The organism is Lentimicrobium sp. L6, assembly GCF_013166655.1.
In the GTDB taxonomy this organism is placed as follows: domain Bacteria; phylum Bacteroidota; class Bacteroidia; order Bacteroidales; family UBA12170; genus UBA12170.
This window is the reverse complement of sequence record NZ_JABKCA010000063.1, coordinates 1-26,108: the sequence shown is the minus strand read 5'-3', so window position 1 is coordinate 26,108 and position 26,108 is coordinate 1. Positions and strand designations below refer to the sequence as shown.

The 26,108-nt window shown below is 34.1% G+C and carries 19 protein-coding genes; 10 read left to right on the top strand and 9 right to left on the bottom strand.

Features of this window, described 5'->3' with window-relative positions; genetic code table 11:
* Positions 1-573, top strand: coding sequence for a peptide deformylase (def, locus tag HNS38_RS15105; RefSeq protein WP_172279406.1), 573 nt, complete (start codon positions 1-3; stop codon positions 571-573).
* A 72-nt stretch (positions 574-645) separates the two neighbouring features.
* Here the strand turns inward: def and HNS38_RS15100 are convergent, their stop codons facing one another.
* Positions 646-1,527 carry an alpha/beta hydrolase gene (locus tag HNS38_RS15100; protein ID WP_172279404.1) on the bottom strand — a complete coding sequence of 294 codons (882 nt, stop codon included), beginning with the start codon at positions 1,525-1,527 and terminating at the stop codon, positions 646-648.
* 207 nt (positions 1,528-1,734) lie between these two features.
* Between HNS38_RS15100 and xseA the strand changes: the two genes are divergently transcribed.
* From xseA to argF, 6 genes are all read left to right on the top strand, one after another.
* The gene (xseA, locus tag HNS38_RS15095) at positions 1,735-3,168 is read left to right on the top strand and encodes an exodeoxyribonuclease VII large subunit (RefSeq protein WP_172279402.1); all 1,434 of its coding nucleotides are present in this window, start codon (positions 1,735-1,737) and stop codon (positions 3,166-3,168) included.
* 2 nt (positions 3,169-3,170) lie between these two features.
* Entirely contained in the window at positions 3,171-3,371 is a 201-nt protein-coding gene (gene xseB, locus HNS38_RS15090; RefSeq protein WP_172279400.1) for an exodeoxyribonuclease VII small subunit, read from the top strand.
* A gap of 305 nt (positions 3,372-3,676) precedes the next feature.
* Positions 3,677-3,928, top strand: a complete 252-nt coding sequence (yidD, locus tag HNS38_RS15085; RefSeq protein ID WP_172279422.1) for a membrane protein insertion efficiency factor YidD — start codon at positions 3,677-3,679, stop codon at positions 3,926-3,928.
* Positions 3,925-4,989, top strand: coding sequence for a class I SAM-dependent methyltransferase (locus HNS38_RS15080; RefSeq protein WP_172279398.1), 1,065 nt, complete (start codon positions 3,925-3,927; stop codon positions 4,987-4,989). The genes yidD and HNS38_RS15080 overlap by 4 nt, the downstream gene beginning before the upstream one ends.
* A 145-nt stretch (positions 4,990-5,134) precedes the next feature.
* Positions 5,135-6,004: a succinate--CoA ligase subunit alpha gene (gene sucD / locus HNS38_RS15075; protein ID WP_172279396.1), complete on the top strand. Its 870-nt coding sequence runs from the start codon at positions 5,135-5,137 to the stop codon at positions 6,002-6,004.
* A gap of 205 nt (positions 6,005-6,209) precedes the next feature.
* Positions 6,210-7,211, top strand: a complete 1,002-nt coding sequence (argF, locus tag HNS38_RS15070; protein ID WP_172279394.1) for an ornithine carbamoyltransferase — start codon at positions 6,210-6,212, stop codon at positions 7,209-7,211.
* A gap of 164 nt (positions 7,212-7,375) precedes the next feature.
* On the opposite strand, the gene HNS38_RS15065 is transcribed toward argF, so the two are convergent.
* Entirely contained in the window at positions 7,376-7,876 is a 501-nt protein-coding gene (locus HNS38_RS15065) for a hypothetical protein (RefSeq protein ID WP_172346670.1), read from the bottom strand.
* An 80-nt stretch (positions 7,877-7,956) separates the two neighbouring features.
* Positions 7,957-9,918, bottom strand: coding sequence for a glycosyltransferase (locus tag HNS38_RS21240; RefSeq protein ID WP_172346669.1), 1,962 nt, complete (start codon positions 9,916-9,918; stop codon positions 7,957-7,959).
* A gap of 229 nt (positions 9,919-10,147) precedes the next feature.
* Here HNS38_RS21240 and purL point away from each other — a divergent pair, with 229 nt between their 5' ends.
* Positions 10,148-13,828 carry a phosphoribosylformylglycinamidine synthase gene (gene purL / locus HNS38_RS15055; protein WP_371823816.1) on the top strand — a complete coding sequence of 1,227 codons (3,681 nt, stop codon included), beginning with the start codon at positions 10,148-10,150 and terminating at the stop codon, positions 13,826-13,828.
* A 73-nt stretch (positions 13,829-13,901) separates the two neighbouring features.
* Here the strand turns inward: purL and HNS38_RS15050 are convergent, their stop codons facing one another.
* From HNS38_RS15050 to HNS38_RS15025, 6 genes are all read right to left on the bottom strand, one after another.
* A complete protein-coding gene (locus HNS38_RS15050) occupies positions 13,902-16,934 on the bottom strand; it encodes a YidC/Oxa1 family membrane protein insertase (protein ID WP_172346667.1) in 3,033 nt (1,010 codons plus the stop codon).
* A 29-nt stretch (positions 16,935-16,963) separates the two neighbouring features.
* A complete protein-coding gene (locus tag HNS38_RS15045) occupies positions 16,964-18,211 on the bottom strand; it encodes a CDP-glycerol glycerophosphotransferase family protein (protein WP_172279384.1) in 1,248 nt (415 codons plus the stop codon).
* Between the two features lie 68 nt (positions 18,212-18,279).
* Positions 18,280-19,395, bottom strand: a complete 1,116-nt coding sequence (locus HNS38_RS15040) for a phosphonoacetaldehyde reductase (RefSeq protein ID WP_172279383.1) — start codon at positions 19,393-19,395, stop codon at positions 18,280-18,282.
* A 1-nt stretch (position 19,396) separates the two neighbouring features.
* A complete protein-coding gene (gene aepY, locus HNS38_RS15035; RefSeq protein ID WP_172346666.1) occupies positions 19,397-20,518 on the bottom strand; it encodes a phosphonopyruvate decarboxylase in 1,122 nt (373 codons plus the stop codon).
* Between the two features lie 80 nt (positions 20,519-20,598).
* On the bottom strand, positions 20,599-21,891 hold the full coding sequence (gene aepX / locus HNS38_RS15030; protein ID WP_172346665.1) for a phosphoenolpyruvate mutase: 1,293 nt from the start codon (positions 21,889-21,891) through the stop codon (positions 20,599-20,601).
* Between the two features lie 426 nt (positions 21,892-22,317).
* Entirely contained in the window at positions 22,318-23,988 is a 1,671-nt protein-coding gene (locus HNS38_RS15025; protein WP_172346664.1) for a T9SS type A sorting domain-containing protein, read from the bottom strand.
* 99 nt (positions 23,989-24,087) lie between these two features.
* Between HNS38_RS15025 and HNS38_RS15020 the strand changes: the two genes are divergently transcribed.
* Together HNS38_RS15020 and HNS38_RS15015 are read left to right on the top strand one after the other, a co-directional pair.
* Positions 24,088-24,729, top strand: coding sequence for a trimeric intracellular cation channel family protein (locus HNS38_RS15020; protein WP_216663739.1), 642 nt, complete (start codon positions 24,088-24,090; stop codon positions 24,727-24,729).
* A 131-nt stretch (positions 24,730-24,860) separates the two neighbouring features.
* Positions 24,861-26,069, top strand: coding sequence for an alkaline phosphatase (locus HNS38_RS15015; protein ID WP_172279375.1), 1,209 nt, complete (start codon positions 24,861-24,863; stop codon positions 26,067-26,069).
* The last annotated feature ends 39 nt before the right edge of the window (positions 26,070-26,108 follow it).

Sequence of the window (26,108 nt, the reverse complement as noted above, 5' to 3'; positions counted from 1 at the left end):
ATGATATTACCTATAGTAGCCTACGGGCATCCTGTTTTAAAGAAAATGTCTGTTGACATTGATAAAGATTATCCTGAGCTTGAACAGCTTCTTGAAAATATGTTTGAAACCATGTATGCCACTAATGGTGTAGGTCTAGCTGCGCCACAAATTGGTAAAAACCTACGTTTATTTGTATTGGATGCTACACCTTTTAAAGAGGAGTATCCTGAAGCTATTGAAGGAAAAAAGGTCATGATTAATGTCCATATTGTTGAGCAAGAAGGCGAGGAGTGGAGCTTTGAAGAAGGTTGTTTGTCAGTTCCAGATATTCATGAAGCAGTGATGCGTCAACCTAGAATAAAAATCCAGTATTTGGATGAAAATTGGGAAAAGCATGAAGAATGGATTGATGGAATTATGGCTAGAATTATGCAACATGAATATGACCATATTGATGGGAAAATATTTACTGAGCATTTGAGCTCTATGCGTAAGGTATTATTAAAAAGAAAACTAAATGATATCAGTACTGGGAATATTGATGTGAAATACAGAATGGTTTTTCCGAAAGCGAAAAAAGGAAGACGATAGAATATAGCAAAATATTAAAAAGGTGGAAATATTAAATATCTCCACCTTTTTTTTATCCTTAAAATAGGAATTTTATTGATTGTGACTTTCTAACCAGTTATATATAGTCTTTGCTAAACTAATTCTTTTATCAGAAAAGGAATGGTCACATGCATCTAATACTATCATGTTTTCCTGAGTCATATTCTGATGAAAACTTATAAAAGTAGACTGCTCTCTGTCAGTGCTAAATATTTTGAGAATAGATTTAGGGTTGTTTTTTAATGAGTTGTCTAGGTTCATCCTTGCATTTGACATCGCATCATTTACAAAGCTCTCCCCAGAAACCAAATTTATACAAGGTCTTTGTTCTAAATTAGTAATGTATTTTATTCTTTGCTTGTCGATTTTATGATTCAAAACATAATAGCCACTCCAAGGGTCTAATGCAATCACTCCTTTAATGCCTTTTATTTCTTCAAGAGCTATAAGAGCTATATCACCACCCATGCTATGACCCAAAAGGTAAATCTCCTCTGTATTTATTCTCCATTTCTTTGAGTTTTGAATTAAATACTCATACACATCCTTTGTATCTTGCAAACTTTGAGAATAGCTAAAATAACCATTATTACCCCATGTTCCTGAATAGGAAAAGAATACGCTGTTATAGCCATTTCTTCTTAATGCTTGACCAATATCCTCATTTTTTTCAAACCCAGGGTTACCATGTAGAAATATAACTGTAGGTTTTGTGCTTTTGCCAGTAGTTAGTAAGATTCTGGCTGCTAGTTTATTATCTGACGGTATTATTATTGGAATACTTAAAGGAGCAGCATCTCTATTGAACTCGTTTGGGTCGCTAAACTGAAATGTTTCAGTTGGGGTTTCTTGATTTTGAGTATCCTCTTTATCTCTACAAGAAGTGATAATGAGGAGGCTAGATAATAATAAAACCCATAATCTAATTTTCATAAGTCTTGATGTTTAATGCCTTAATATGTGCGATTGCAAAAGCTCATTGCAATTTCAAATATAGAAAATTTAATTACTTATACACTAAAATATTCAAAAAATTGAATTCCACACTAAGCAGAAGGTTTTGCCTAAAATATTCTTCCCAAAAAACTCTAATATTTATATTCTATAGAAGCTTTTACTATTTTTGTAGAAAATATCTCCATGCCAGAGCAACAGAATTATAGCCTTTCCGATTTAATGAGTGAATTACAAATGGTGATTCGTTCCTCTTTCGACCATTCTTATTGGGTGGTTGCTGAATTGGCGAATGTTTCTGGTTCTGCTCGTGGACATATGTATTTGGAGTTGGTGGAGAAATCGAATCATCAGATTATCGCCAAGGCAAGAGCTAATCTTTGGAGTTCTCGTAGGCAACAAATCATGCGTGCTTTTGAGGATGTGACTAAAGAAACTGTAAAAACTGGAATGAAGGTGCTCCTTCAATTAAGTGTTGATTTCCATCCCGTTTATGGCCTAAGTTTTCAGGTTTTAGATATTGATCCATCCTATTCTTTGGGTGAGTTAGAGCGCCAGAAACAAGAAACCATCAAGCGATTACAAGATGAGGATTTATTTGATTTTAATAAGCAATATGTTTTACCATCAGTATTGCAGAACATTGCTATTATTTCATCGGAATCTGCTGCCGGTTATCAGGATTTTATGAATCAATTGGAGCAGAATGTAAATGGCTATCAGTTTAATGTAAAGTTATATCCGGCTGTTATGCAGGGTGATAAAGCTCCTGAATCCATTGTTTTAGCTTTGGAAAAATTAGAAGCTACTGGTATAGAATATGATGCTTTGGTAATCATTAGAGGAGGAGGCTCCAATTTAGATTTGGCTTGTTTTGATGACTATAGTTTAAATGCACGTTTGGCTCAATCTTACTTTCCAATACTAAGTGGAATAGGCCATGAGCGTGACCAATCGGTAACGGATATGATTGCTCATACTCGTTTGAAAACACCAACAGCAGTAGCAGAATATATCATCCAGCATAATTTTGACTTTGAAAACCAAGTAAAGGGTTTGTTTTCTTTTGTGATGGAATTCACTCAAGACCATATTGCAGAGCGGAAGTATCAGCTAGAAAAAGGCTCCTCAAGAATGGCAAAGGCAAGTTTTGAGTTACTTCAATCTGAGAAATCAGAAATACGAGAACTTAGCTTTTCTGCCAATCAATCTACCATGGAATTAATTCATCAATACAAAAGTCAAATTCAGCAATTTAAGAATGATGTTTTATATTTATCTAAGTCTTCTATTAAGGATCAGGACGCTATTGTTGGGCATCAAAAGAGAACTGTTGAATTGGTAGCTAAGGATTTTATTCATAGAGAAAGTACAGGTTTATATCCATCAAAACAATTAATACATTATGTTTTATTAAATATTGATAAAGAGCATAATAAGTTAGATTATATAAAGCAACTGATTAAGGTATCGAAGCCTGAGAATCTTTTAAAAAGAGGATTCAGTATTACCCGTCAGAATGGAAAAGCGATAACGAATTCAGCCTTTTTAGAGGAGGGTATAGAAATAGAAACCCAATTAGCAGACGGAAGCATCAAAAGTAAAATTATCAAATCATAATTATGGCAAAGAAACTAACATACGAGTCCGCTTTAAGCGAATTACAACATATAGTATCCGAGATAGAAGGAGAAGGAATTGGTATTGATGAGTTGTCAAAAAAGGTAAAACGAGCTGCTGAGTTACTGAAGTTTTGCCAAACTAAATTACGTCAGACTGAGAATGATGTGAATGAGATTCTAGGGCAATTTGAGGAAGATTAATACCATTTAGTTAACAACTAACAGTTAACAGTGAATAATGAGGATTAATGTGTAATTACTGAATACAAATGCGTTAGTTTGCCTTATCCTATCGATAAATACTCTGATTTAATAAGGTTTTGAAAACTAGACTCATAATGTGGTTGGGTTGAGCTGGATAATATGCTAATCAATCATTCGATCATTCATTCAGGCATTCCCTCATTGAATCATTCATTTAATATTAAAACAACTGCGAATAATTTTTTACATTTGCGAAAAGATAAGCATTGAAGGTAGATTGGAGTAAAATAGCGGTAGAAGGAATGAGTTTACCCATTCATTTTTATAGATATGTCATTTCTCCACTTTTGCCAGCAAGTTGTAGGCATATTCCCACTTGTTCTGAATATAGTCTTCAAGCATTAAAAAAACATGGAATTATAGAAGGGTCAGTGCTGGCAGCCAATAGAATATCCAGATGTCATCCATGGGGAACTAGAGGTTACGACCCTGTTCCTGTGATTATTATTAAAGTAACATACAAATCAAAACAAGTAGAAAATAGACTACAATGAGAAACTTTGGTTCAGATAAATTATCAGCATTAGATGCTAAATTCGAAGCTCAAAAAATAGCTTTTGGTCCTATCGCCTTTCAAGCAGTTCGCGTGATGCGAGATTTAGGTATATTAAAAAAAGTAGAGGAGTCTCGTAAAAAAGGCATCCTCGTTGAAGATATTTCAGAAGAATTAAAACTATCAAAATATAGTGTTCAAGTATTACTCGATGCTGGTATTAGCTGCGGTGTGGTGATGCAAAAAGATGATAAATTCATCCTGACTAAAACAGGGTATTTTATTCTTAACGATCCGCTTACCGAAGCCAATATGGACTTTGTTCAGGATGTTAACTATCAAGGATTCTATAACTTAGAGGATTCTGTAATAAATGGAAAACCAGAAGGGTTAAAAGTATTTGGAAAATGGAAAACCATTTATGAAGGACTTTCTTCTTTACCTGAAAAAGTTCAGGATTCATGGTTTAAATTTGATCATTATTATTCCGATTTGGTTTTTCCATTAGTCATGCCACTAATATTTGCTGATAAACCAAAGCACTTATTAGATATTGGAGGAAATACTGGTAAATTTAGTATCAAAGCCGCTCAGTATAATCCAGATGTAAAAATTACCATCCTTGATCTACCAGGCCAACTTAATGTCGCTTATCAAAATATTGAAAGTGTTGATTTATCGGATAGAATAGATGGTTTCCCCATTGACTTATTAAACCCCAAAAACGCTTATCCTAATAATGCAGATGCCATTTGGATGAGCCAGTTTTTAGATTGCTTCTCTGAGGAGGAAATCACTCATCTTTTATCTAGAGCTTTCGATGCTTTAGTTCCAGGTGGAATCCTTTATATCAATGAAACCTATTGGGATCGTCAGAAATATGTGGCTAGTAGCTATAGTTTAAATATGACAAGTTTATACTTCACTGCTTTGGCTAACGGAAATAGCAGAATGTATCACAGTGATGATATGATTCGTTTGGTAAAAAAGGTAGGCTTCGAAATAGCTGAAGATATTGATGGTTTAGGAGTGAGTCATACCCTTTTGAAATGTAAAAAGTAGTATTGGAATACCCGAATAGGGCAAAAGGTATTTTATTCTATATAAATAAATAATATTGAGGATTAGAAATCTAGGAAAATTCCTTTTGATATGGGAAAATCTTTTAACTTTGAATCCTCTAAAAAACAAAAAACCTAATAACAAAATGAGCATACTCGTTAATAAAGATTCTAAAATCATCGTTCAGGGATTTACAGGAACGGAAGGTACTTTTCATGCAACCCAAATGATAGAGTACGGAACTAATGTAGTCGGTGGAGTCACACCTGGTAAAGGTGGACAAACTCATCTCAACAAACCTGTTTTTAATACGGTTGCAGAAGCTGTAGAAAAAGCGGGAGCAAATGTATCTTTAATCTTTGTACCGCCAGCATTTGCTGCTGATGCTGTAATGGAAGCTGCCAGCGCTGGTATCGAAGTCATCGTTTGTATTACAGAAGGAATTCCAACTTCTGATATGGTGAAGGTTAAAGAATACCTAACAGATAAGAATAGCCGTTTAATTGGCCCTAACTGTCCTGGAATTATTACTCCTGGTGAAGCTAAAGTTGGTATCATGCCAGCCTTTATTCATCAACCAGGTAAAGTGGGTGTAGTTAGTCGTTCTGGTACATTGACTTATGAAGCTGTTGATCAGTTAACAAAAGCAGGTTTGGGACAAACTACTGCAATTGGTATTGGTGGAGACCCTATAATCGGAACAACTACAAAAGATGCCATGGAACTATTCATGAACGATCCTGAAACAAAAGGAATTGTGATGATTGGTGAAATTGGTGGTGGAATGGAAGCCGAAGCTGCTCGTTATGTGAAAGAATTTGGTAATAAGCCTGTTGTTGGTTTTATTGCTGGTGCTACCGCTCCTAAAGGTAGAACCATGGGGCATGCCGGTGCAATCATTGGTGGAGTAGAGGATACTGCTGAAGCCAAAAAAGCGATCATGGTGGATTGTGGTATTCATGTGGTTGATAGTCCAGCCGATATTGGCACAAAAATGAAAGAATTATTGGGGTAAAATAGACTTTGAATTTATATATCATCAATTATATAATAAGTGAAACTCTGTTTTTTAATTAAAACGGAGTTTTTTTTTGAGAAAGCCAAAATACTTCTCAATATATCCTCCGAAAATAATACTTTTGCCCCTAGAAATTTGAAGACCAATTTAAGGCGTTTAAATGGTCATCAAATGATTTATAAACTTTTTTAAATATAAAATTATGGCTTACAACTTAAGAAACCGTAACTTTTTGAAATTATCAGATTTCAGCCCAAAAGAAATCAAATTTCTCCTTGATTTATCAATGGATTTGAAAAAGGCTAAATATGCCGGAACAGAGACACAGACACTAAAAGGCAAAAATATAGCTTTAATTTTTGAGAAAGCTTCTACCAGAACTCGTTGTGCTTTTGAAGTAGCAGTTCATGACCAAGGTGGAACAGTAACCTATTTAGGCCCTTCCGGTTCGCAAATTGGTAAAAAAGAATCTATGAAAGATACTGCTCGCGTTTTAGGACGTATGTATGATGGTATTGAATATCGTGGATTTGGACAAGATATAGTTGAAGAATTAGGTGCTCATGCTGGTGTTCCTGTTTGGAATGGATTAACTACTGAGTTTCACCCTACACAAATTCTTGCTGACTTCCTCACCATGATGGAACATAGTGATAAGCCACTTCACGAAGTTACTTTCGCTTATGTTGGTGATGCCCAAAATAATATGGGTAATTCATTAATGATTGGTGCTGCTAAAATGGGAATGAAATTCCGTTCTGTTGCTCCAAAAAGCGTTCAACCAACTGATGTACTAGTTGCTCAAGCTAAAGAAATAGCTGCTGAAACTGGTGCTGAAATCATCGTTACTGATAACGTTGAAGAAGGTGTTAAAGGATGTGATTTTATTTATACTGATGTATGGGTAAGTATGGGTGAGCCAGACGAGGTTTGGAAAACACGTATTGAGTTATTAAAGCCTTACCAAGTGAATAAAGCCATGATGGATGCTACTGGAAACCCAAAGTGTAAATTCATGCATTGTCTTCCAGCTTTCCACAACCGTCAGACAACTGTTGGAGAAGAGATTTTCCAAAAATTCGGTATCGATGGTATGGAGGTAAACGAAGAAGTATTCGAAAGTGAAAACTCTATTGTTTTTGACGAAGCAGAAAATAGATTACACACCATTAAAGCTGTTATGGTAGCCACTTTAGGTGCTTAAGAAATCTGAATAATAGAATATAAGAAAAGCCCTCTCTTGATTGAGTGGGTTTTTTTTGTGCATTTTAAGATAGAACACTGATGACAATTGTTTAGCGGATTGGCATGGACTGGGTAGAACAAGGCTTCCCTTCTTCTGAGTAGATCTGCGAAATAGCTTCTTTTTTAATAAAATGCTCTTTTTGATAAAGGTAATTCTATGATTAATTCGTCTTTTTCTAAGATATTTTGAATTTCAAGAAAAAGTTTTCTCAATTCTCTTGCTTCTTTGATCTCAGATTCTGTGTTTTCTTTCCAATTTATCTTATGGTCAATTCCGTTAATTGTAAATTTGAAACAATAAGAAAAAGTAGGTGATATTTTCACTGTCGATGTTGGTGCATAGTTCAATGGGTATTTATAAATATCAATATTCTTTAATAACTTATAAATCTTTTGTTTCTCTCCAATTGGTAATTGATATGAGATAGTAGTGTCACGTTTCCAATCAATTGTCTTTGTCAGTTTACCTCTATAGGTATCAAGAATGTAGGAATTATCAGCGATATTTGCAATGAAATTAAAATCATCAGGCATAGAGTCTGAATAATCAGAGCTTCTTTGTTCGCAACCGAACATAACTATAAGGCCAATTGCTAGTAATCCAAATAATTTCTTTTTGCGCATCCTTCTTTTAAATAAGAGTGTATTTTTTTGATTAAAAGCTTAAATATTCTAGGAACTTAAGCCATATATTGTACTTCTTACTAATTCCCCAAAAAAGAAAATCCCTTCCAGATAATCTCTAAATCAGTGGTGATTTTATAATCTCTAGAATAGAGAAGGTTAAGTCGGGAAAGTGTATCATCACTTAAATCTTCCTTAGTAAAGGCGTTTCCTGGGTTTAATACTCCTTTTTTAAGATTAGGTAATTTCACTTCTTGGTCTATAGAACCTAGATAATAAGCCACCCAAGTTTTTCTTGAGAAAAGCACACAGAAAATGTTTTTAATGAAACCGAGCTTATCTTTCACCATCCAAATGATAATAGGTAAGGTGAGAAGGAAGAGTATGCTCAGTGCGATATCCATCAGTCTTTTATTTCTTTTATTCTGTGGCTTAGAAACACTATCTACCTCAATCATAAATAGATCACTATGTGCATTTATACTATTACTACCAATGATAGCCATGCTTTCTTGAGGAGCTATTTTATAATCTACTCCTTGATCTTGGAGCTGAATCATTTGGTCGATAATATGTTGAGCCGATAAATCTTTGGCGCAAAAGATAACTTCACCAATACTATAAACCCTAATGATATCTTGTAACTGCGCTGCTAAACCAATAACGTTTTCTTGTTTTCTATCCTGCTCGTCCAGCCCAACTAAACCTATAAAGCTTGTCTGTTTCATATTGCTGATTAGACCAGCTACTCTATTGGATTCCTCTATGGAACCAAGCACAGCAATTCTATTTTTTCTGGCCTCCTCATTATTAAATGCGGAAACTCCAGCCAATTGCAATGCAAAGCGATAACCGGAAAGAGAAATAAAACCCCAGAAGGTCCCAGCTATGATAATAGCTCTACTATATCGGTAATTATCTGGAATTAAAGCATACATAACTAAGATGGTAATGATACCAAAGAATAAGCCTTTTACGAGTTTTGGCACTTGATAAGGCTTGTCATATCCTCCAGTTAATAAGACTCCTCCGAGTAGTATGGATATGTATATGGGGACGATATAATGTAAATAAAGAGGAGGGTAGTAGCTGCCTGTTGGAATTAGCCAAGTTTGTTCCCAATATTGCTTGATCATATAGAATCCAAAATATAAAATTCCAGCATCTAATACAGGAAAGAAGATTCTGTTGAGAATTCTTTTTGCAATAGAAGCCCCAGCTCTCATGTAAATCGCAAAATTAATCAGTAAAGTAAATAAACTGGCATAGCGAAGACTAAAATGTTTCTTGGCAAAAATAATCATGGCTTGATAGAAGGTGAAAACATAGCTCACACTAGCTTTTTTTGTGCTTTCTCCTTTATAATGAATGATTCTAGTTTCTGGGAAATAATAATTTTTATATCCACCCAAAGTAATTCTATAAGAAAGATCGATATCTTCTCCATACATAAAGAAAGTCTCATCTAATAAGCCAACTTCATCTAAGGTTTTCTTACGCATGAGCATAAAAGCACCAGAAAGCACTTCTATTTCATTGGTTTCTTCCTTATCTAGATATCCCAAATGATATTTTCCAAATGTTTTTGATTTTGGGAAAATAGCAGCTAAACCAAATATCTTATAAAAAGCAACAGCAGGAGTAGGGAGACCTCTTTTAGATTCTGGAAGGAAGTTGCCATTTCCATCTACCATTTTTACTCCAAGGCCACCAGCATCAGAATGTGCATCCATAAAATCCACAACCTTCTTAAAAGTCAATTCTTCAACTATGGTGTCGGGGTTTAATAATAAAACATATTCACCCTTGCTTTTTTTAATGGCCTGATTATTAGCAACTGAGAATCCAGGATTGTCTTTATTGGCGATCAACAAAACCTCAGGAAATTTCTCTCGAACCATTTCAACCGATTGATCCACCGAGTTATTGTCTACCACCCATACTTCTGCATCTACATGTTGAGTTGCTTGATGCACAGAATTCAAACACTGTTCTAAAAAGTGCTTGACATTATAATTGACAATAATAACAGATAACTTCATTTGATTTTATTGGAGCCCAAAATTAACATATTCTGTGAAATGAGAACGAAAAAAAGAGCTGCTATCTCATATATTTTCAATGATTTTTTAAGAAAAATCCTACTTATCCACATCCTCAAAATAAACGTTGAAAACATTCCCTGTATTCTTTGAAAAATTAATAATACTAGATTGACTATTATATTATCTTTGCCGCGTAAAAAATGTTCATCTTAAAGCAACGAAAATGATTCTATTTTTCTATAAATCAGACGAAAAAAAAATAGTGGCTGTTGGAGCCCAAGAAGCTTTCTCTGAGGAGGATATGCAAAAACTTAGCTGGCTTTTTGGCGAAGCACAATTTCTAGATCACAAAGGTGTTTCTGGTTATTTTGTTGGACCCAGAAAAGAAATGATTACCCCTTGGAGTACCAATGCTGTGGAAATTACACAAAACATGGGTTTGCAAGGTATTGAGAGAATAGAGGAGTTCTTTGTAGCTGAACAAGAAAAAGATAGTAACTTCGATCCTATGCTTCAAGTCCTGTATCATGAGTTGGATCAAGATATATTTAATATTGTAAAGAAGCCTGAACCTGTTGAATTCATTATGGATGTAGCAGCCTATAATGAGTCAGAAGGTTTAGCTTTAAGCAAGGAAGAAGTCAGTTATTTAGATGAGATTGCTATCAAATTAGGAAGAAAGCTAACCGATAGTGAAGTTTATGGATTTGCTCAAGTAAATTCTGAACATTGTCGTCACAAAATATTTAATGGTACTTTCATCATCAATGGTGTTGAAATGCAAGACAGCCTTTTTGCATTGATCAAGAAGACTTCTAAGATGAACTCTGAGCGTTTGGTTTCTGCATATAAAGATAATGTTGCCTTTGTATTAGGGCCAAAAGCTGAACAGTTTGCTCCTGCGAACCACGATGTTTCTGATTATTTCCAGATTAAAGAAATGGACGCTATTATTTCTTTAAAAGCGGAAACACATAACTTCCCAACTACTGTTGAACCATTTAATGGTGCTGCAACAGGAACAGGAGGAGAGATTAGAGATAGAATGGCGGGTGGAAAAGGTAGTATTCCTATTGCCGGAACCGCGGTTTATATGACCAGTTACTCTCGCTCTGAGGAGGGTAGAAATTGGGAGCAAGCTACCGAAGCTCGTCCTTGGTTGTATCAAACTCCAGAAGAAATCCTGATTAAAGCTTCCAACGGAGCCAGTGATTTTGGTAATAAGTTTGGTCAGCCACTAATTTGTGGATCTGTATTAACCTTTGAACATTTTGAGCAAGAAAAGAAATATGGTTTCGATAAGGTCATTATGATGGCTGGTGGTATTGGTTATGGAAAACTATCCGATGCTCAAAAAGATATTCCTCAAGAAGGAGATGCCATTGTTATTCTAGGTGGAGATAATTATAGAATTGGAATGGGTGGAGGCGCTGTTTCTTCAGTAGCTACTGGTGAATTCAAAAATAGCATTGAATTAAATGCGGTTCAACGTGCCAATCCAGAAATGCAGAAAAGAGCTTTCAACGCTATTAGAGCTATGGTGGAAGCCGATGTAAATCCAGTTGTTTCTATTCATGATCATGGTGCTGGTGGACATTTAAACTGTTTATCAGAACTTGTAGAAGATAGTGGAGGAATCATTGAAGTAGGCAAACTGCCTGTAGGAGATCCAACCTTATCTGCAAAAGAGATTATTGGTAACGAGTCACAAGAAAGAATGGGGATGGTGATGCATCCTAAAGATATAGAAAAGTTGAGCAAAATTGCTGAACGAGAAAGAAGTCCCATGTATGTGGTTGGAAAAGCAACTAATGACAAGAGATTTGTTTTTGATACTGAAGGTAGAAAGCCTATCAATATGGATTTGGATGATTTCTTCGGAAAACCTCCAAAGACAGTTTTGGAAGATGTAGTTGAGGATTCTAAATTTGAAGCATTAAGCTATGAAGCTTCTAAATTGCAATCTTATGTTGAAGATGTATTACAGTTAGAGGCTGTGGCTTGTAAAGATTGGTTGACAAATAAAGTAGACCGTTCTGTTACTGGAAAAATTGCCAAACAGCAATGCGCTGGTGAATTACAACTTCCTTTAAATAATGTGGGTGTGGTCACCATCGATTATCAAGGAGGAAAAGGAATTGCAACTTCTATAGGACATGCACCTGTTGCAGCTATGGTTGATGCCGAAAGAGGTTCTCAATTGAGTATTGCTGAGGCTTTAACCAATTTAATATGGGCTCCTGTAGAGGAAGGTTTAAAAGGAGTTTCTTTAAGTGCCAACTGGATGTGGCCAGCTAAAAATCCTGGAGAAAATGCTCGTTTATTCTCTGCTGTAAAAGCGGTGAGTGATTTTGCCATTGAATTAGGAGTGAATATTCCAACAGGAAAAGATTCGCTGTCTATGACTCAGAAATATAATGATGGGGTGGTTTATAGTCCTGGAACTGTTATTATCTCTTCGGTGGGTGAAGTGAAAGATGTAAAAAAAGTGGTTGAGCCAGTCCTTAAATTAGACTCATCTAAAAGCTTGTTCTATATCGACTTATCTTCCTATTCAAGAAAACTCGGTGGTTCTTCTTTTGCGCAAATTATTAATAGGGTTGGGGACAATGCTCCAGGCGTGAAAGATGCGGCTTACTTTAAGAAAGCATATAATGTGATTCAAGATTTAATCATGGAGGATGCTATTGTGGCTGGACACGATATTTCTTCCGGTGGATTAATCACTGCTTTATTGGAAATGAATTTCTCTAACACTAATGGAGGTTTAAATATAGATCTTTCTAAATGCAATGAAACAGATATCATCAAATTATTATTTGCTGAAAACCCTTCTATCTTGGTTCAAGCCAATAATAATGAAAGATTTAAAGCTAGATTAGATACTGCTTCTATTAAATATGTAGAAATTGGTCAGCCTATTGAAGCTCGTCAACTAAATATTAAGCATAATAATGAAGAGTATAGTTTTGATATTGATGCTATGCGCGACTTATGGTTCAAGACTTCTTACTTATTAGATCGTCAGCAAAGTGGCAAGGAATTAGCCAAAGAGCGTTTCGAGAATTATAAGTTGAACAAGCTGTCTTATCAGTTCAATGAAACTTTCCAAGGTAGTTTTGAGCAATTCGGATTACAAAGAAGTAGAAAAGAAGCTTCGAAAGCCAAAGCCGCTATTATCCGAGAAAAAGGAGTGAATGGTGATAGAGAAATGGCCTGGTCATTGCATCAAGCTGGTTTCGATGTGAAAGATATTCACATGACCGACTTGATTGCAGGAAGAGAAAATTTAGAGGATGTCCAGATGATAGTATTCGTTGGAGGTTTTTCTAATTCCGATGTGTTGGGTTCTGCAAAAGGATGGGCGGGAGCCTTTAAGTATAACGAGAAAGCCAAGTTAGCATTAGCAAATTTCTATGCACGTAAGGATACTTTGAGTTTGGGTATTTGTAATGGCTGTCAGTTGATGGTTGAGCTAGACTTAGTTTATCCAGAACACGAAGCTCAGCCAAAAATGTTGCATAATGAATCTCGTAAATTTGAATCCGCTTTCTTAAATGTAGATATCCAAGAAAACAATTCAGTGATGCTGAAGTCTCTAGCTGGAACTAAGATGGGAATCTGGGTTGCACATGGGGAAGGTAAATTCCAAATGCCAAAAGCAGAAGGAGAATATATCATTCCGGTTAAATATAGCGGAGTGAATTATCCAGCGAATCCTAACGGTTCTGATTTCAATTCCGCAGCTATTTGTAGCAAAGATGGCCGTCATTTAGCTATGATGCCTCACTTGGAAAGAGCTATTTATCCTTGGCAGTGGGCGCATTATCCAGCAGATAGAACAGATGAAGTTACTCCTTGGTTGGAAGCTTTTGTAAATGCTCGTAAATGGGTGGAAGCTCATTAGAAAGAATATAAATTCTATAAGAAACTGTTCCTTATAAAACGAAAGCCAGATTCAATTGAGTCTGGCTTTTATATTATTTGGTATTAATTTTTTCCCAGTTATTTGCATCGAAAATATTATTCTTAACTTGATAACCATGTTGTATGTTATATTGAGTTTCGGTATCTATTTTCTTATTCCACCAAGATACATAACCAGTAAGTGTTCTATGCTTTGGAGGAGCTCCAATAGTTGGGTTTTCTTCTTCAAACATAATTGAATTAACATCAGCATTACTCATCATTCTCCAGTCTTCTTTTACTTGTCCTTGGCTATTATAGTCCTTAACAAATAGTAGGGCATTCAGCTGAAATAACATATCATAAAGCAATTGGCCTTTATCTTCGTAATTTTTGAATGGATTATCAATATCTAAACCTGGTTTATACTTTTCCCAGGTGGTTCCATGATCTGAGGCAATCACTATTTTTGTGTTATCATAAACATCATTGTCTTTCATCCATTTGATCCAAAGCGCAAATTTTTCGAGAGACCATTGAGCACTTTTAGTAGGAGAAACATCCGAAATTAATACTCCATCATCATCAATATAATTCCAAGGAAAATGTGGGACACTAGAATATATCATAATAAAATTTGGGTTTTCATCCTCTGCTGTTGAAATATAAGGGAGCAAGCGAAGAAAATTATATTTCTTTGCTATCCAAGTGTTTTTTCGTCTTTCATTCAGTGATTCTGTTTCTGAACTCCCTAATTTCATTTGGTTGTAAATTTTTGGTTTAAGGAATAATGGGGCAGAATAAAACAATGCATTTTGGGTAAGGATTTTAAAGCCATTATCAGTTGCTTTAGCAATATTTAGTTCGTTTTTATGTAAATTCCAATGGTCACTCCAAATAGGGAGTTTATGATTGTGGCTAATATCATCCATATTGGTATATGGGAATTTAGTCATAGTAATTTGAAAATCTTTATCATGGGCTTTATGAATAAGATTTTTCATTGCATTGGTAGTTTTAACTCTGTTTGAAGTTAAAGAATCCTGATTTAGTATGTTTGGATAAAATTCAAATCCCCCTAACATTCCTGGTACAGACGTGTTTGTAACTCTAGAGATTGATAGAGTGTTTGGATACCAAACAAAGCCCGAAAAAACATCTTTGTATTCTGGATTGTCTTTTAGGATTTTGTTCATACTCCAACCTTGGAACATATCAGGAAGGATAAAAACGATATTCTTTTCAGTTTTTGAGAAGCGGATGAGATCCTGGTTTGGATCAAATGTTTCTACCATTTCTTGTTTGGAGTTTGTTCTATAAAAACTGTCAGATTGAATTGAAGAGTTTAAGCTTTGACTAATGATTATTATATTAAGGGCTATTAATCCAAATTTCAATAACCTAGATTTTTTTGATAAAAGGATTTTTCTGGAATAATAGACAAGAATAAGAAGAATAAATGCCTCTAAAATATAATAATATGAGGCTGTAGCAAGATTGGCTTCCTTCTCAAATTTATTTATTTGTAAACTTCCTAAATCAATAGGTATTATAGAGGTATTTATGAATGTCGTAATTACAGCAATAAGGACTAATATCAGAATGGACTGCTTAAATCTACTTGGTATCAAGAAATAAATGCTTAAAGCTATAGCTGATGATATTATAAAAATGAGAATATTGTTTTTAATAATATCAATACCAGTGTATTCAAATGCTTCTGGGAATGAAGCTAAACTTAAGATTGGATTCCAGAAAAAAATTAAACCTAGAACATAAAAAATTGAAAGAGAATAGATTTGGAAACTAGTTTGAGTTTTGGCATTCCTACTTTTTGGAACTATTGAATAATAATAAAACATGGTAATAAAAGAAAACAAAAAACCAGGCAAAATTAAATCAGACCAAGAGGAAGGGGTTATTATTAGGTTTAGTTTTGCGATAGAAAAGGAGAATTCTTCACCATTTAATACCGAACTAGAGACTAAAAGCTGATATACCAACAAGCTAATTAGGATAATTTGTGTAGGGATAAAAAGATATTTATTTGTATTTCTTTTTGCTCTTAAAGTATATACATATCCTACGAATTGAGATAGTATTAATACAATAAGAGTGATGATATATAATTCTTTGTTCTCGCCAGAGAAATATAAATTTGCCGCAATGAAGAAATATATGGAAAGAAATAATAATGAATTAAAGTAAAAAGGAGAAACTTTGAAATTGACAATAGCTTCCCTGTTATTTCTAAAAATAATTATAAATAGGAATGCAATAAAAGTTAGAACGAAACTAAAAAAAAATGCAAAACCTAACCTTAGGTAAATATCATCGAAATTATGTTGAAAGGCCCAGATAAACTGTGAAACGAAGGCTATTGTTACTAAGGCAGTAAAAATGATCCTTAGGGAGAAAAGGTTCTCTTTATAATCGGTTTTTATTCGATTTATGGGATAGGTCTTTTTACTTTGAAACACTTCAGGGTTAGTAATGAATAATCGGAAAAAGCTAAAAACATTATTCATAGTCCAATACAGAACTAATCCAGAGGGGAGGTTGAAAAGTAAAACTAAAAATGCAATGGCAAGAACCAACATTTGCTTACGTTCTCCGGAGTCCCCATTTTTAGTGTAAAAGTAAACTGTGATTAGGTTTACTAATGTCATAATGATGGGTAAGATATTAATACTTCCCAAAAAACCATCTGGCTGACTAAGGTTAGGTATAAACCAAAAACTAACTCCATTAAGAGGTTCGAAATTTTCAAGAAATTGATAGGCTGCAATAAAAAAAGGAATCTGTAATAATAGACTTAATATTGGAATTAATGCCTTAAAAGAACTGTAATTATGCTGTCTGTTGATGGTTTTGATATAATAAAATCGTTCTTGTCCTTTATACACTCTTTTGATTTCATCAATAAGAGGTTGCATTTTTTTCTTTACTATATCATCCTTTTTTTTGGATTTTTCAATGTAGATAAAAACCGGCAATAATAGAAGAGATATAGAAAAGCTTAATATGATAATTGATATACCGTAATTTCCGGTTATACTATAACTGAACAATAGAATTTGCTCAATAATATATATAAAAGGTGACATGATTTGCTCAAAAATATTCATTCTTTATTTTATTGCTGGTTCATATTTATTTTCTCTACAATCTCCAAAATCTGATTGGCAGCTGTTTCACCAGCATGGCCAAAATGGTAAACAGATTGGTCTCTTAATTCTTCTAATTGGGTAAGAGGAGGATGGTCAAGTAAATTCCTTACTATGCCACTTATGTTTTTAATGTCGTTTTCATCAAACACTTGACCGGCTTTACTCCTTTCTCTCATTTCCCACATTTCATAATCTAACTCACTCCCTTCAAAACCTTCGATGGATTCAAAGTCGGTTTTTAAAAGCAATACTGGTTTAGAATAAAGAAATATAAAATCCCAAAAGACTCCTGATAAATCGCTGATCATCATATCAGCTTTAAGCATACTTTCTGTTCCGAGGGACTCTCTATCTATGCTAACATGTCTTTCGTTTTTCAATCGCTCCTCTATTTGAGCAATAAGTTTAGGATGGCTCACATAGGTTTGTGGGTGAGGACGTAAAATAATATCGTAGGAATCATCTTTTAATAGGTTCTCAAAGAAATCAAGGCCAAACCTATTGATAATAGAGTATTCTTTCCAGGTTGGTGCAATTAAAACAACGGGTCTTGATTTGTTTGGTTTTGGTAGGCTTTTGATATCTTCTAACATCTTGTCATAGACTGTGAAACCAGTTTCTAGTAGTTGTTTTTTATGGGTGCCTCTTTTTTCTTCTAGCTTTCTTATTCCTTCCATTTGATGAGGACCTGAGCAAAATACAGAATCAAAATAGTCAAATGCAAATTTTCTATAGGTAAATACATCAATTGGAGCATGAACGATGTGTGCGTAATGCTTAACATGCTTAGAGCGGCGTATCATCATCACGTCTAGTTGAGGTGTTGTCATCCCAACAAATTTAGCTTTCAGTTTGTTTAAATAAACCGAAGTCATGGTCAGGTTACCAATATATTTGGTATGCAAAAGAGGGGAATTGTATTTTAATCCAGGGTCGTTTTCATCAGAGCTAATATAGGCGCATTCAATGTCTCTGTTTACAAGGGCTTTAATGATAGGAGAAAAAACATGCCAATATTGTTTTCCCTCGGAATAAAAGATGATGTCAATATGTTCAAAATCATTTGTGTTCACAAAGCCTTTTCCAAGAAATAGATTTTTAACTTTATAGAAAAAGCCACGTAAAGCAAAGCCTAAAGTAGCAGCAATTGCAATAATAATATACAGTAAAGCACTAGTTGAAGCTGGATCAATATATAGTAGAATCCCTATCATTTTTGTTATTTTTTTCTATTTAATTATCGGTTTCTTCTAAGTTGAAACTAATTTTATACTAAACATCATTAATCTTGCTCTAATAGATTAATAAAATTTTGTAGTTCTTTTGATTCTATATTTCGAGGATTGTTTTTCAACCTTTGAATATTCACATTCTCTATTATCAATTCTGGATTAAAACTCTCTATTAATATAGAGATTTTGTTTTCTAGACCAATTGATTTGAAAAAACTGTTTAAATCATTTTTTATTGTGGTTTCGTTTGAACCCAATATGCTTAAAATCTTTTTTAATCGGTTTAATACTTCCTCTTTCCCTCTTTTATCATTGCAATTGGACTGAGATACATAGCAATTGAATTCGAAAAAATAAGCTAAGCTTAAACTAACGGCATGTCCATGAGGGATTCCATAATAACTAGTGAAGGCATAAGATATGGCATGTGGGGCTGTGGTCTTACTGATATTGATGGCCTTCCCAGCCAAAAAGGATGCTTCTAGCATCAGTTCTTTTGCTTTGGCATTATTGTTTACAGCTTTGGGAAGGTTTTTCCATGCAAGTTCAATAGCTTTTAAGGCATATTCTTGGGATTCAGAATTTGAATTGATGCTCCAAATTGACTCAACTGCTTGACAAAAAGCATCTGCGCCAGTACAAGCCGTTAAATATTTATTTGCAGTTAATGAGAAGGAAGAAGACAAATAAGCATAATTGGGGAGCATGGTTTTGCTGGCTACTGAATACTTTTTCTTGTTTACATATAAAACAGAGAATGCTGTAGCTTCTGCCCCTGTTCCAGAAGTGGTAGGAATAGCTAATAGGGGAGTCTTTTGATTATTAATCTTACTATTATTTAAGATAATATCTTCAATACTATGACTTTGGTGGGTAAAAACACTAATTAGTTTTGCCATATCCAAAACACTTCCGCCTCCAATGGCAATGATACAATCGTAAGGCTTTTGCTGAAAATTTTCAATACCTTTTTTTAAATCTTCTATCTGTGGATTATTATCAAAGCCAGAGAAACTATCTGTGATTTGAAATGTATCTTCAATAAATTTCTTAGCTCCAGATTCTGTATAAGATTTGCCTCCTTTTACCAGAAAGATATTCTTGTATTTTTTGACTTTAATAAGTTCCGTTAATTCCGCTCTATTTTCTTTAAATACTATCTGCATGCTATTGAGCTAGATTTTGCATAAAGTTTGTTTTATTGTCAACAGGTTTAATTGTTGGTCGACCAAGATTATCACGTGAACCTGTTTTGGTTAATATTTCAATAAGTGCAGGATAAGAGTTTTCTGTCAACTTTTTCAATGCAAGTTCTAATTCTTGAGCATTTGCTACTTGCACTGCAGATTTATACTTGTTGGCTATGGCAATTTGAGGAATGTCAAGTCCAAATGCAACCGTAGGTTGTCCTCCAACGGACTCATGCGCACCATTATTTATGACTATGTGCAAAAGGTTTTTGGGTGATTGAGCTCCAATAATAGAAAGACCACCCATTTGCATTAATAAAGCGCCATCACCGTCAATGCAGATGATTTTCCTATTGGGTTTGTTCAATGCAATTCCAAGTGCAATTTGACTAGCGTGTCCCATGGAACCTACGGTTAAGAAATCGGCATTATGTTTTTGGTTTTTCTCAACTCTGTATTCGAAAAGTTCTCGTGAAGTTTTGCCGGTTGTAGAAACAATTAGTTCATCGCCGCTCAATTGGTTTACAATGATTTTTATGGCATCCTCACGCAAAAGAGAATAATTAGTTTTTAGTTTATTCTTGATGCTGTATTTTTCGAAAGTTCCTTTTCTTATGATAATAGCGAAAGCAGTGTTGGTCTCATTAATTTTAAGTATTGCTTCTTCTAATTGAATCTGAGCTTTTTGTTCGTCATCATCAAGTATCAGATAAGGAATCTTCATCGCATCCAGCAAATCAGCTGTAACTTTTCCTTGCTTTATATGTTGGGGTTCATCTTTTTTTTCACCGCGCCATCCAATCATCATCAATAAAGGAATTTTGTATACTTCTTCATCAGTAAGGGAGAGAAGTGGGTTGACAGCATTTCCTATACCTGAATTTTGCATATAGACCATGGGTATTTTATTTGTCGCCATGTGATATCCAGCAGCAAGAGCAATTGCATTCCCTTCGTTTGCAGCAATGATGTGGTTTTGTGCAGAAGTATTATCTGTAATATAGGCACATATATCTTTTAATAATGAATCAGGAACTCCTGTAAAAAAGCTTATGTTCTTTTTTATTAGGAAATTATAGAAATGGCTAGGTTTGATCATAAGAATACTATTGGACGAATTAGGAAATTACCGGGTGAATTAAGCTTGTGCATAAAATGCACAAGCTTAATGAAATCTTTTTATTTGATAAGAGTAAGAATCTCTTTAATTGGCATACATCTATCGTTAACTTCGCTGGAGCGCTCGTTTTCTAGGATGGTTTTTGCTACATCAACCATGGCTGGATAAGCGCTACGTAATAAATGATTGGCATAAATGACCACATTAGCACCTGCTTCAATGAGTTCACTTTCGTAAATATGATTATAGCTTGATGGAACAACAATCAATGGTTTCTTATTTTCAAATTGCTTGTACTTCTCACAAAACTCTAAAATCTCATCTGAGCTTTTTTCCTTACTATGAATCATAATACCATCGGCACCAGCTTGAATATAGGCTTTTGCTCTTTTTAAAGCATCCTCCATACCTTGCTTTAAAATAAGGCTTTCAATACGAGCAATAATCATGAAAGTATCAGTAATTTGAGCTTTCTTTCCAGTTTCTATTTTTAGACAGAAATTCTCAATAGAATCTTGTGTTTGAGCAACATCAGTTCCAAATAGAGAGTTTTTCTTTAAGCCTGTTTTATCTTCAATAATGATAGCAGATACCCCAAGACGTTCTAATGTTTTTACTGTGAATAAGAAATGTTCAGGAATACCACCAGTGTCACCATCATAAATAATAGGTTTGGTTGTTACTTCCAAAATATCATTTAAGCTATGTAATCTTGAGGTAACATCAACAGCTTCAATATCTGGCTTTCCTTTTGCTGTTGAATCCGTGAGACTACTTAGCCACATGGCATCAAATTCTTTCTTCTTACCCTCTTTATCAACAGTTAGATTTTCTACAATAAGACCAGTAAGACCATTGTGAGCCTCCATCACTCTTACAATTGGTTTGGCATCAATTAATCGTCTTAATTTTGCCATTCTAATTTGAGGGGTAGTTCCTATTTCTTTTAAACTTTGGTTAAGCTGGGTTGAGGATATTCCTTTGGTGTAAGGTACTTCATGAAGTTTACCACCCCATTCATTAAGAGTTTCAATGACCCTTTGGCGTGTTATTTTTTGAATTCCATCTTTCCAATCATCGCCATGCACTACAAATGCAGGTTTTATCTTCTTTAAATTAACAGAGTAATCTAATTCATGCTGAGGAATAACTTGGCTAACCCCTTTTATACTTTCAATGATTATTTTACGTTGCTCATATTCCAAAGCTGGTAATCTTTTATAGGAGGCTATGGCTTTATCAGTTAATAAACCAATCGTAACTTCTCCTAATTTGGCAGCTTCTTTTATAATGTTCAAATGACCAGGATGAACCATATCTGCACTCATCCCCACATAAACTATATTATTCATATATTATTTTTTTGCAAAAGTAAGCATTTTCAAATGTTATACCTATTAGGAGCTAAAGTTTTATATTCATTCTCTTAATGCCAAAAAATAGATGTTTTATATTTTATAGATGATCCAGAGGAAGTTAGTAATGGAAGTAAAGAATTGGATTACTTACTTTTGTAGAAATATTACAATCATTAGTTGTGTTATAATACTTGTGTTCCGACGGCATTTTAAACCGCTCGTTTTTCCAGATTTTACTCAGTTTTATTAATTCTATTAATCAGGGAATGGTTTCGTTTAAGAGCTAACTAAAGTGTCTTAAGTACTTAGGCTTAGTTTGATATCTGAATGAGCTCTGAGTTTATTAGTGAAAATTGAGCTGGTCTTTTAGTGACTATCTTTTTTGACTTAGTGCTTTTAGATTTAGCTTCATTTATAGCATTAATTCTTTACAAAACTCAAAGTCAATGCTCTGCCTTCAGGATTATAAACTTTCACAAAATACTGGCCTTTTGTCAATTGATTAATTTTAATCATTCCATCAGGAGAGAGTTTTCCTGAATTAAGGATATGCCCTTGTATATCAAAAATCTCATAAGTTGTTTTTTGTGAATGGTAAATATCAGATTCAATAATAATGAATTCTGTACTTGGATTAGGGTAGAGCTTGAAGGTGTTTATTGGGAGTTCATTGGTACTGGTGAGGTATTTATTCCAATATGTAAGACCTTTTGAGGTACTATCCCAAATACTTTCATTTACATTATAGTCAAAGTAAACTCCACTACGAATAATTTGTATTTCTGAGTCGAAATATTCTTCTTCTGTCTTATAATCTGGAACCCAATATTGATTTGTTGAATCTCTTCGCTCCTTTATAAAGAATATTTTTCTATTTTGGTTGTCATATTCTGTTCTTTCTGCTTCTTTAGGTAACCAAAACGAATCTGCAATGTCCCATGTGTATATACTATAGCTTAATAATAAATCATTATCATATTCCCAATTCCATTTAGTCCTATTTCTGAAACTGTTTATATCAGCATAAAAAGAGCTTTTAACCTTTTCGATCATTTGATGATTGTTATTAAAAATGTATTCCCATTTTTGAGATCTTACCCAAACGGTGTCAGCAATATCGTTAAAGCTCAACTCCATTAAAATGTTACCTAAACTATCATTAACATAGTCTGTTTTTTCTTTGAATTTCCAATATCCACTTGACCTCCATTGTATCCAAGTTGTTGAATTTAAAAACCCAAAATCATCATAAGTGTTTATAATAGAATCTAAATGAATCCAATTGTTGTCGGTAAAGTAATAATGGTTGTATCCAATTTCTTCATTATTATCATTATACATATAATTTGCTTTATACTTTTTAAGCCAAAAATTGTTGTCATCCCTAAAATATCTCTCGAACAAAAATTTGTGGCCTTCAGAATTATAATACCAGTATGATTTTACTATAGTATCTAAATATTCCATAGAATAGGATACGAGTCGCTGATTAATTATATCATCATAATTATGACCTTTTCCTCTAAAATTCCATTCTTCGTTTTCATTGTTTCTAAAATATCTCTCAGTATAGTTTTCAGTATTTGACATATAAGATACTGTTTTTTCCCCATACCATGAATTATTATAAAACTCTTCATTGATTTCAGAAACAAGACCGTTTTCATCATTAATGTAGGTGTATCTTGAATAAGGTGTAGTTAATCCAGTTTCTTGATAAATACTAAATAAAGACTTCGTATATACATTTCTATTATTGATATCAGGGTACTCCCAAGTATGTTTAATCTTTATAAAATATTCCTCGAGTTGTGAATCGTAACCTAGCTCTTCAAATACCAATGGAAGACCTGTTAAAGTTCTGTCAGCTATTCTTGTTATTCTGCTTGGTCTCCAAATGAGTTCGGGTGAACTTAAATAATTGTAAGCAGAATCCAATAACCAATCTAATTCTTGTAGTGGAAAATACTCGATCTCATCAATAGTAAAGAATTTCGGAATTTCGCTTTCTTTTTGCGTTTTAGTATTTTGAGACTGCAGATATGTTATAGATATACTAAATAACAATAAAAAAGAGATAATATATTTCATAATAAACGTATTTATAGACAAACAAATATAATATTTGTTCAATCAGATGTCAATTTTGAATGAAAATAAATTTACAAAAAGTGATTAAAACAATGCATTTTGCATTTACTTTGCAGCATGGAACCAGTGGAACAAATTATAGATATCATCACGGTTGTAGGGGTGTTTGCCTTTGCTATTTCAGGTGCTTTGACGGCGATGGAGAAGAAACTCGATTTATTTGGCGTTTTTATTATTGCCTTTGCAACTGCTGTGGGTGGAGGATCGCTTCGTGATGTAATTATTGCCAATCGTTCTGTGTTTTGGCTTACAGAACCCATCTATACTTATATCATTATTGGAGGTACTATTTTTTCTATTTTATTTAGGAAGAAACTGGGCTACCTTCGTACTACATTATCCTTATTTGATACTATTGGATTGGCTTTATACACCATTATTGGAGTAAAGATTGGAATACAAAATGATTTGTCAGGTGTGAGTTGTATTGCTCTTGGTACAATAACTGGTGCTTTTGGTGGAGTTATTCGTGATATTTTAGTGAATGACGTACCCATGATATTTCAAAAAGAAGTCTATGCCACTATTAGTATTTTTGGAGGTAGTTTGTATTTTGTCCTCCATAACTTAGGTATGAATGGTTTATGGGTGGAATTATTAGCTATTTTTATTATCATTATACTGAGATCTATTGTGGTTCACTTTGAAATAAAACTGCCAACAATTTACTCTAAGCGCTAGTTTTGACTCGTATTACTCATTTATCATTAATTATATCTTAAAGAATGCTTAATTATTGAATTTCCATCCTCAGGAAACCTGCTAGCTGGAAAGAATTTGTAATTTTACACTTTCAAATTAAAGCAAATATAATGATTCAAAGAATAAAGATTTTAATTCTATTAGTTTTTATGGCTCAGTTTTCATGGGCTCAAACTACTCAAACTGCTAAGACTACTCAAGCCAAAGCATATTTAAAAGGAGATTATAAAAAAGAAGCTGTTGGACAAACCTATACTACTAATAATCAACACCAGGTAGAAGTGATTCCCGCTGTAGTAAATCCAAATGCGGAAATTAAAAACATCATCTTATTAATAGGAGATGGAATGGGTGTGAGTGAAGTATTTGCTGGATTAAGCGCAAATAATGATCAATTATATATTGAATATGCCAATAGATTAGGTTTGCAAAAAACAAAGAGCAAAAATAAATATAAGACAGACTCAGCTGCCGGAGGAACTTCAATGGCCTGTGGAATAAAAACCAATAATGGTTTTATTGGCATGGATGCAGATAGTAATGCAGTAGAAAGCATTTTAGAAATAGCTTCACAACATGGCAAAGCAACAGGATTGGTTGCTGCAGCAAAAATCACCCATGCTACACCTGCTTCTTTTGTAGCACATGTTCCGAGTCGAAAACTATATGAAGAGATTGCCGAATTCTTTATTTCCGACCACTTAGATGTATTTATCGGAGGAGGTCTTGATGATTTTAATAAGAGAGAAGATACCAGGACTTTACTTCCAGATTTAGAAGCTAAAGGTTTTCAGTTAGCCAAAACAGAGCAAGAGTTGGACAAGATTAAAGGAGGTAAAATTGCTGGATTATTAAGCAGTGGCCACATTGATAAATATCCAGCACGTGGCGAGTTTTTGCCAAACTCTACTAATAAAGCCATTGAAATTCTTTCAAAAGATGAGGATGGGTTCTTCTTAATGGTAGAAGGATCTCAGATTGATTGGGGAGGACATGATAATAGCGTAGGCTATGTGGTAGAAGAAATGTTGGATTTTGACAGAACGGTTGGAGAGGCTTTAAAGTTTGCAGCAAAAGATGGCCATACTTTAGTCATCATCACTGCCGACCATGAAACTGGTGGAATGAGTGTACATGATGCAGATCCAGAAAAAGGAAAGGTAGAAGGACGATTCACCACAGGCAGTCACTCCAGCGTTATGGTTCCTGTTTTTGCCTATGGCCCGGGAGCAGATGCCTTTATGGGTATTTATGAAAATACAGAAATTTTTCGCAAAATGATGGAAGCTTTTAAATTTGAAACAACCAGTAACCAGTAACCAGTAACCAGTAACCAGTAACCAGTAACCAGTAACCAG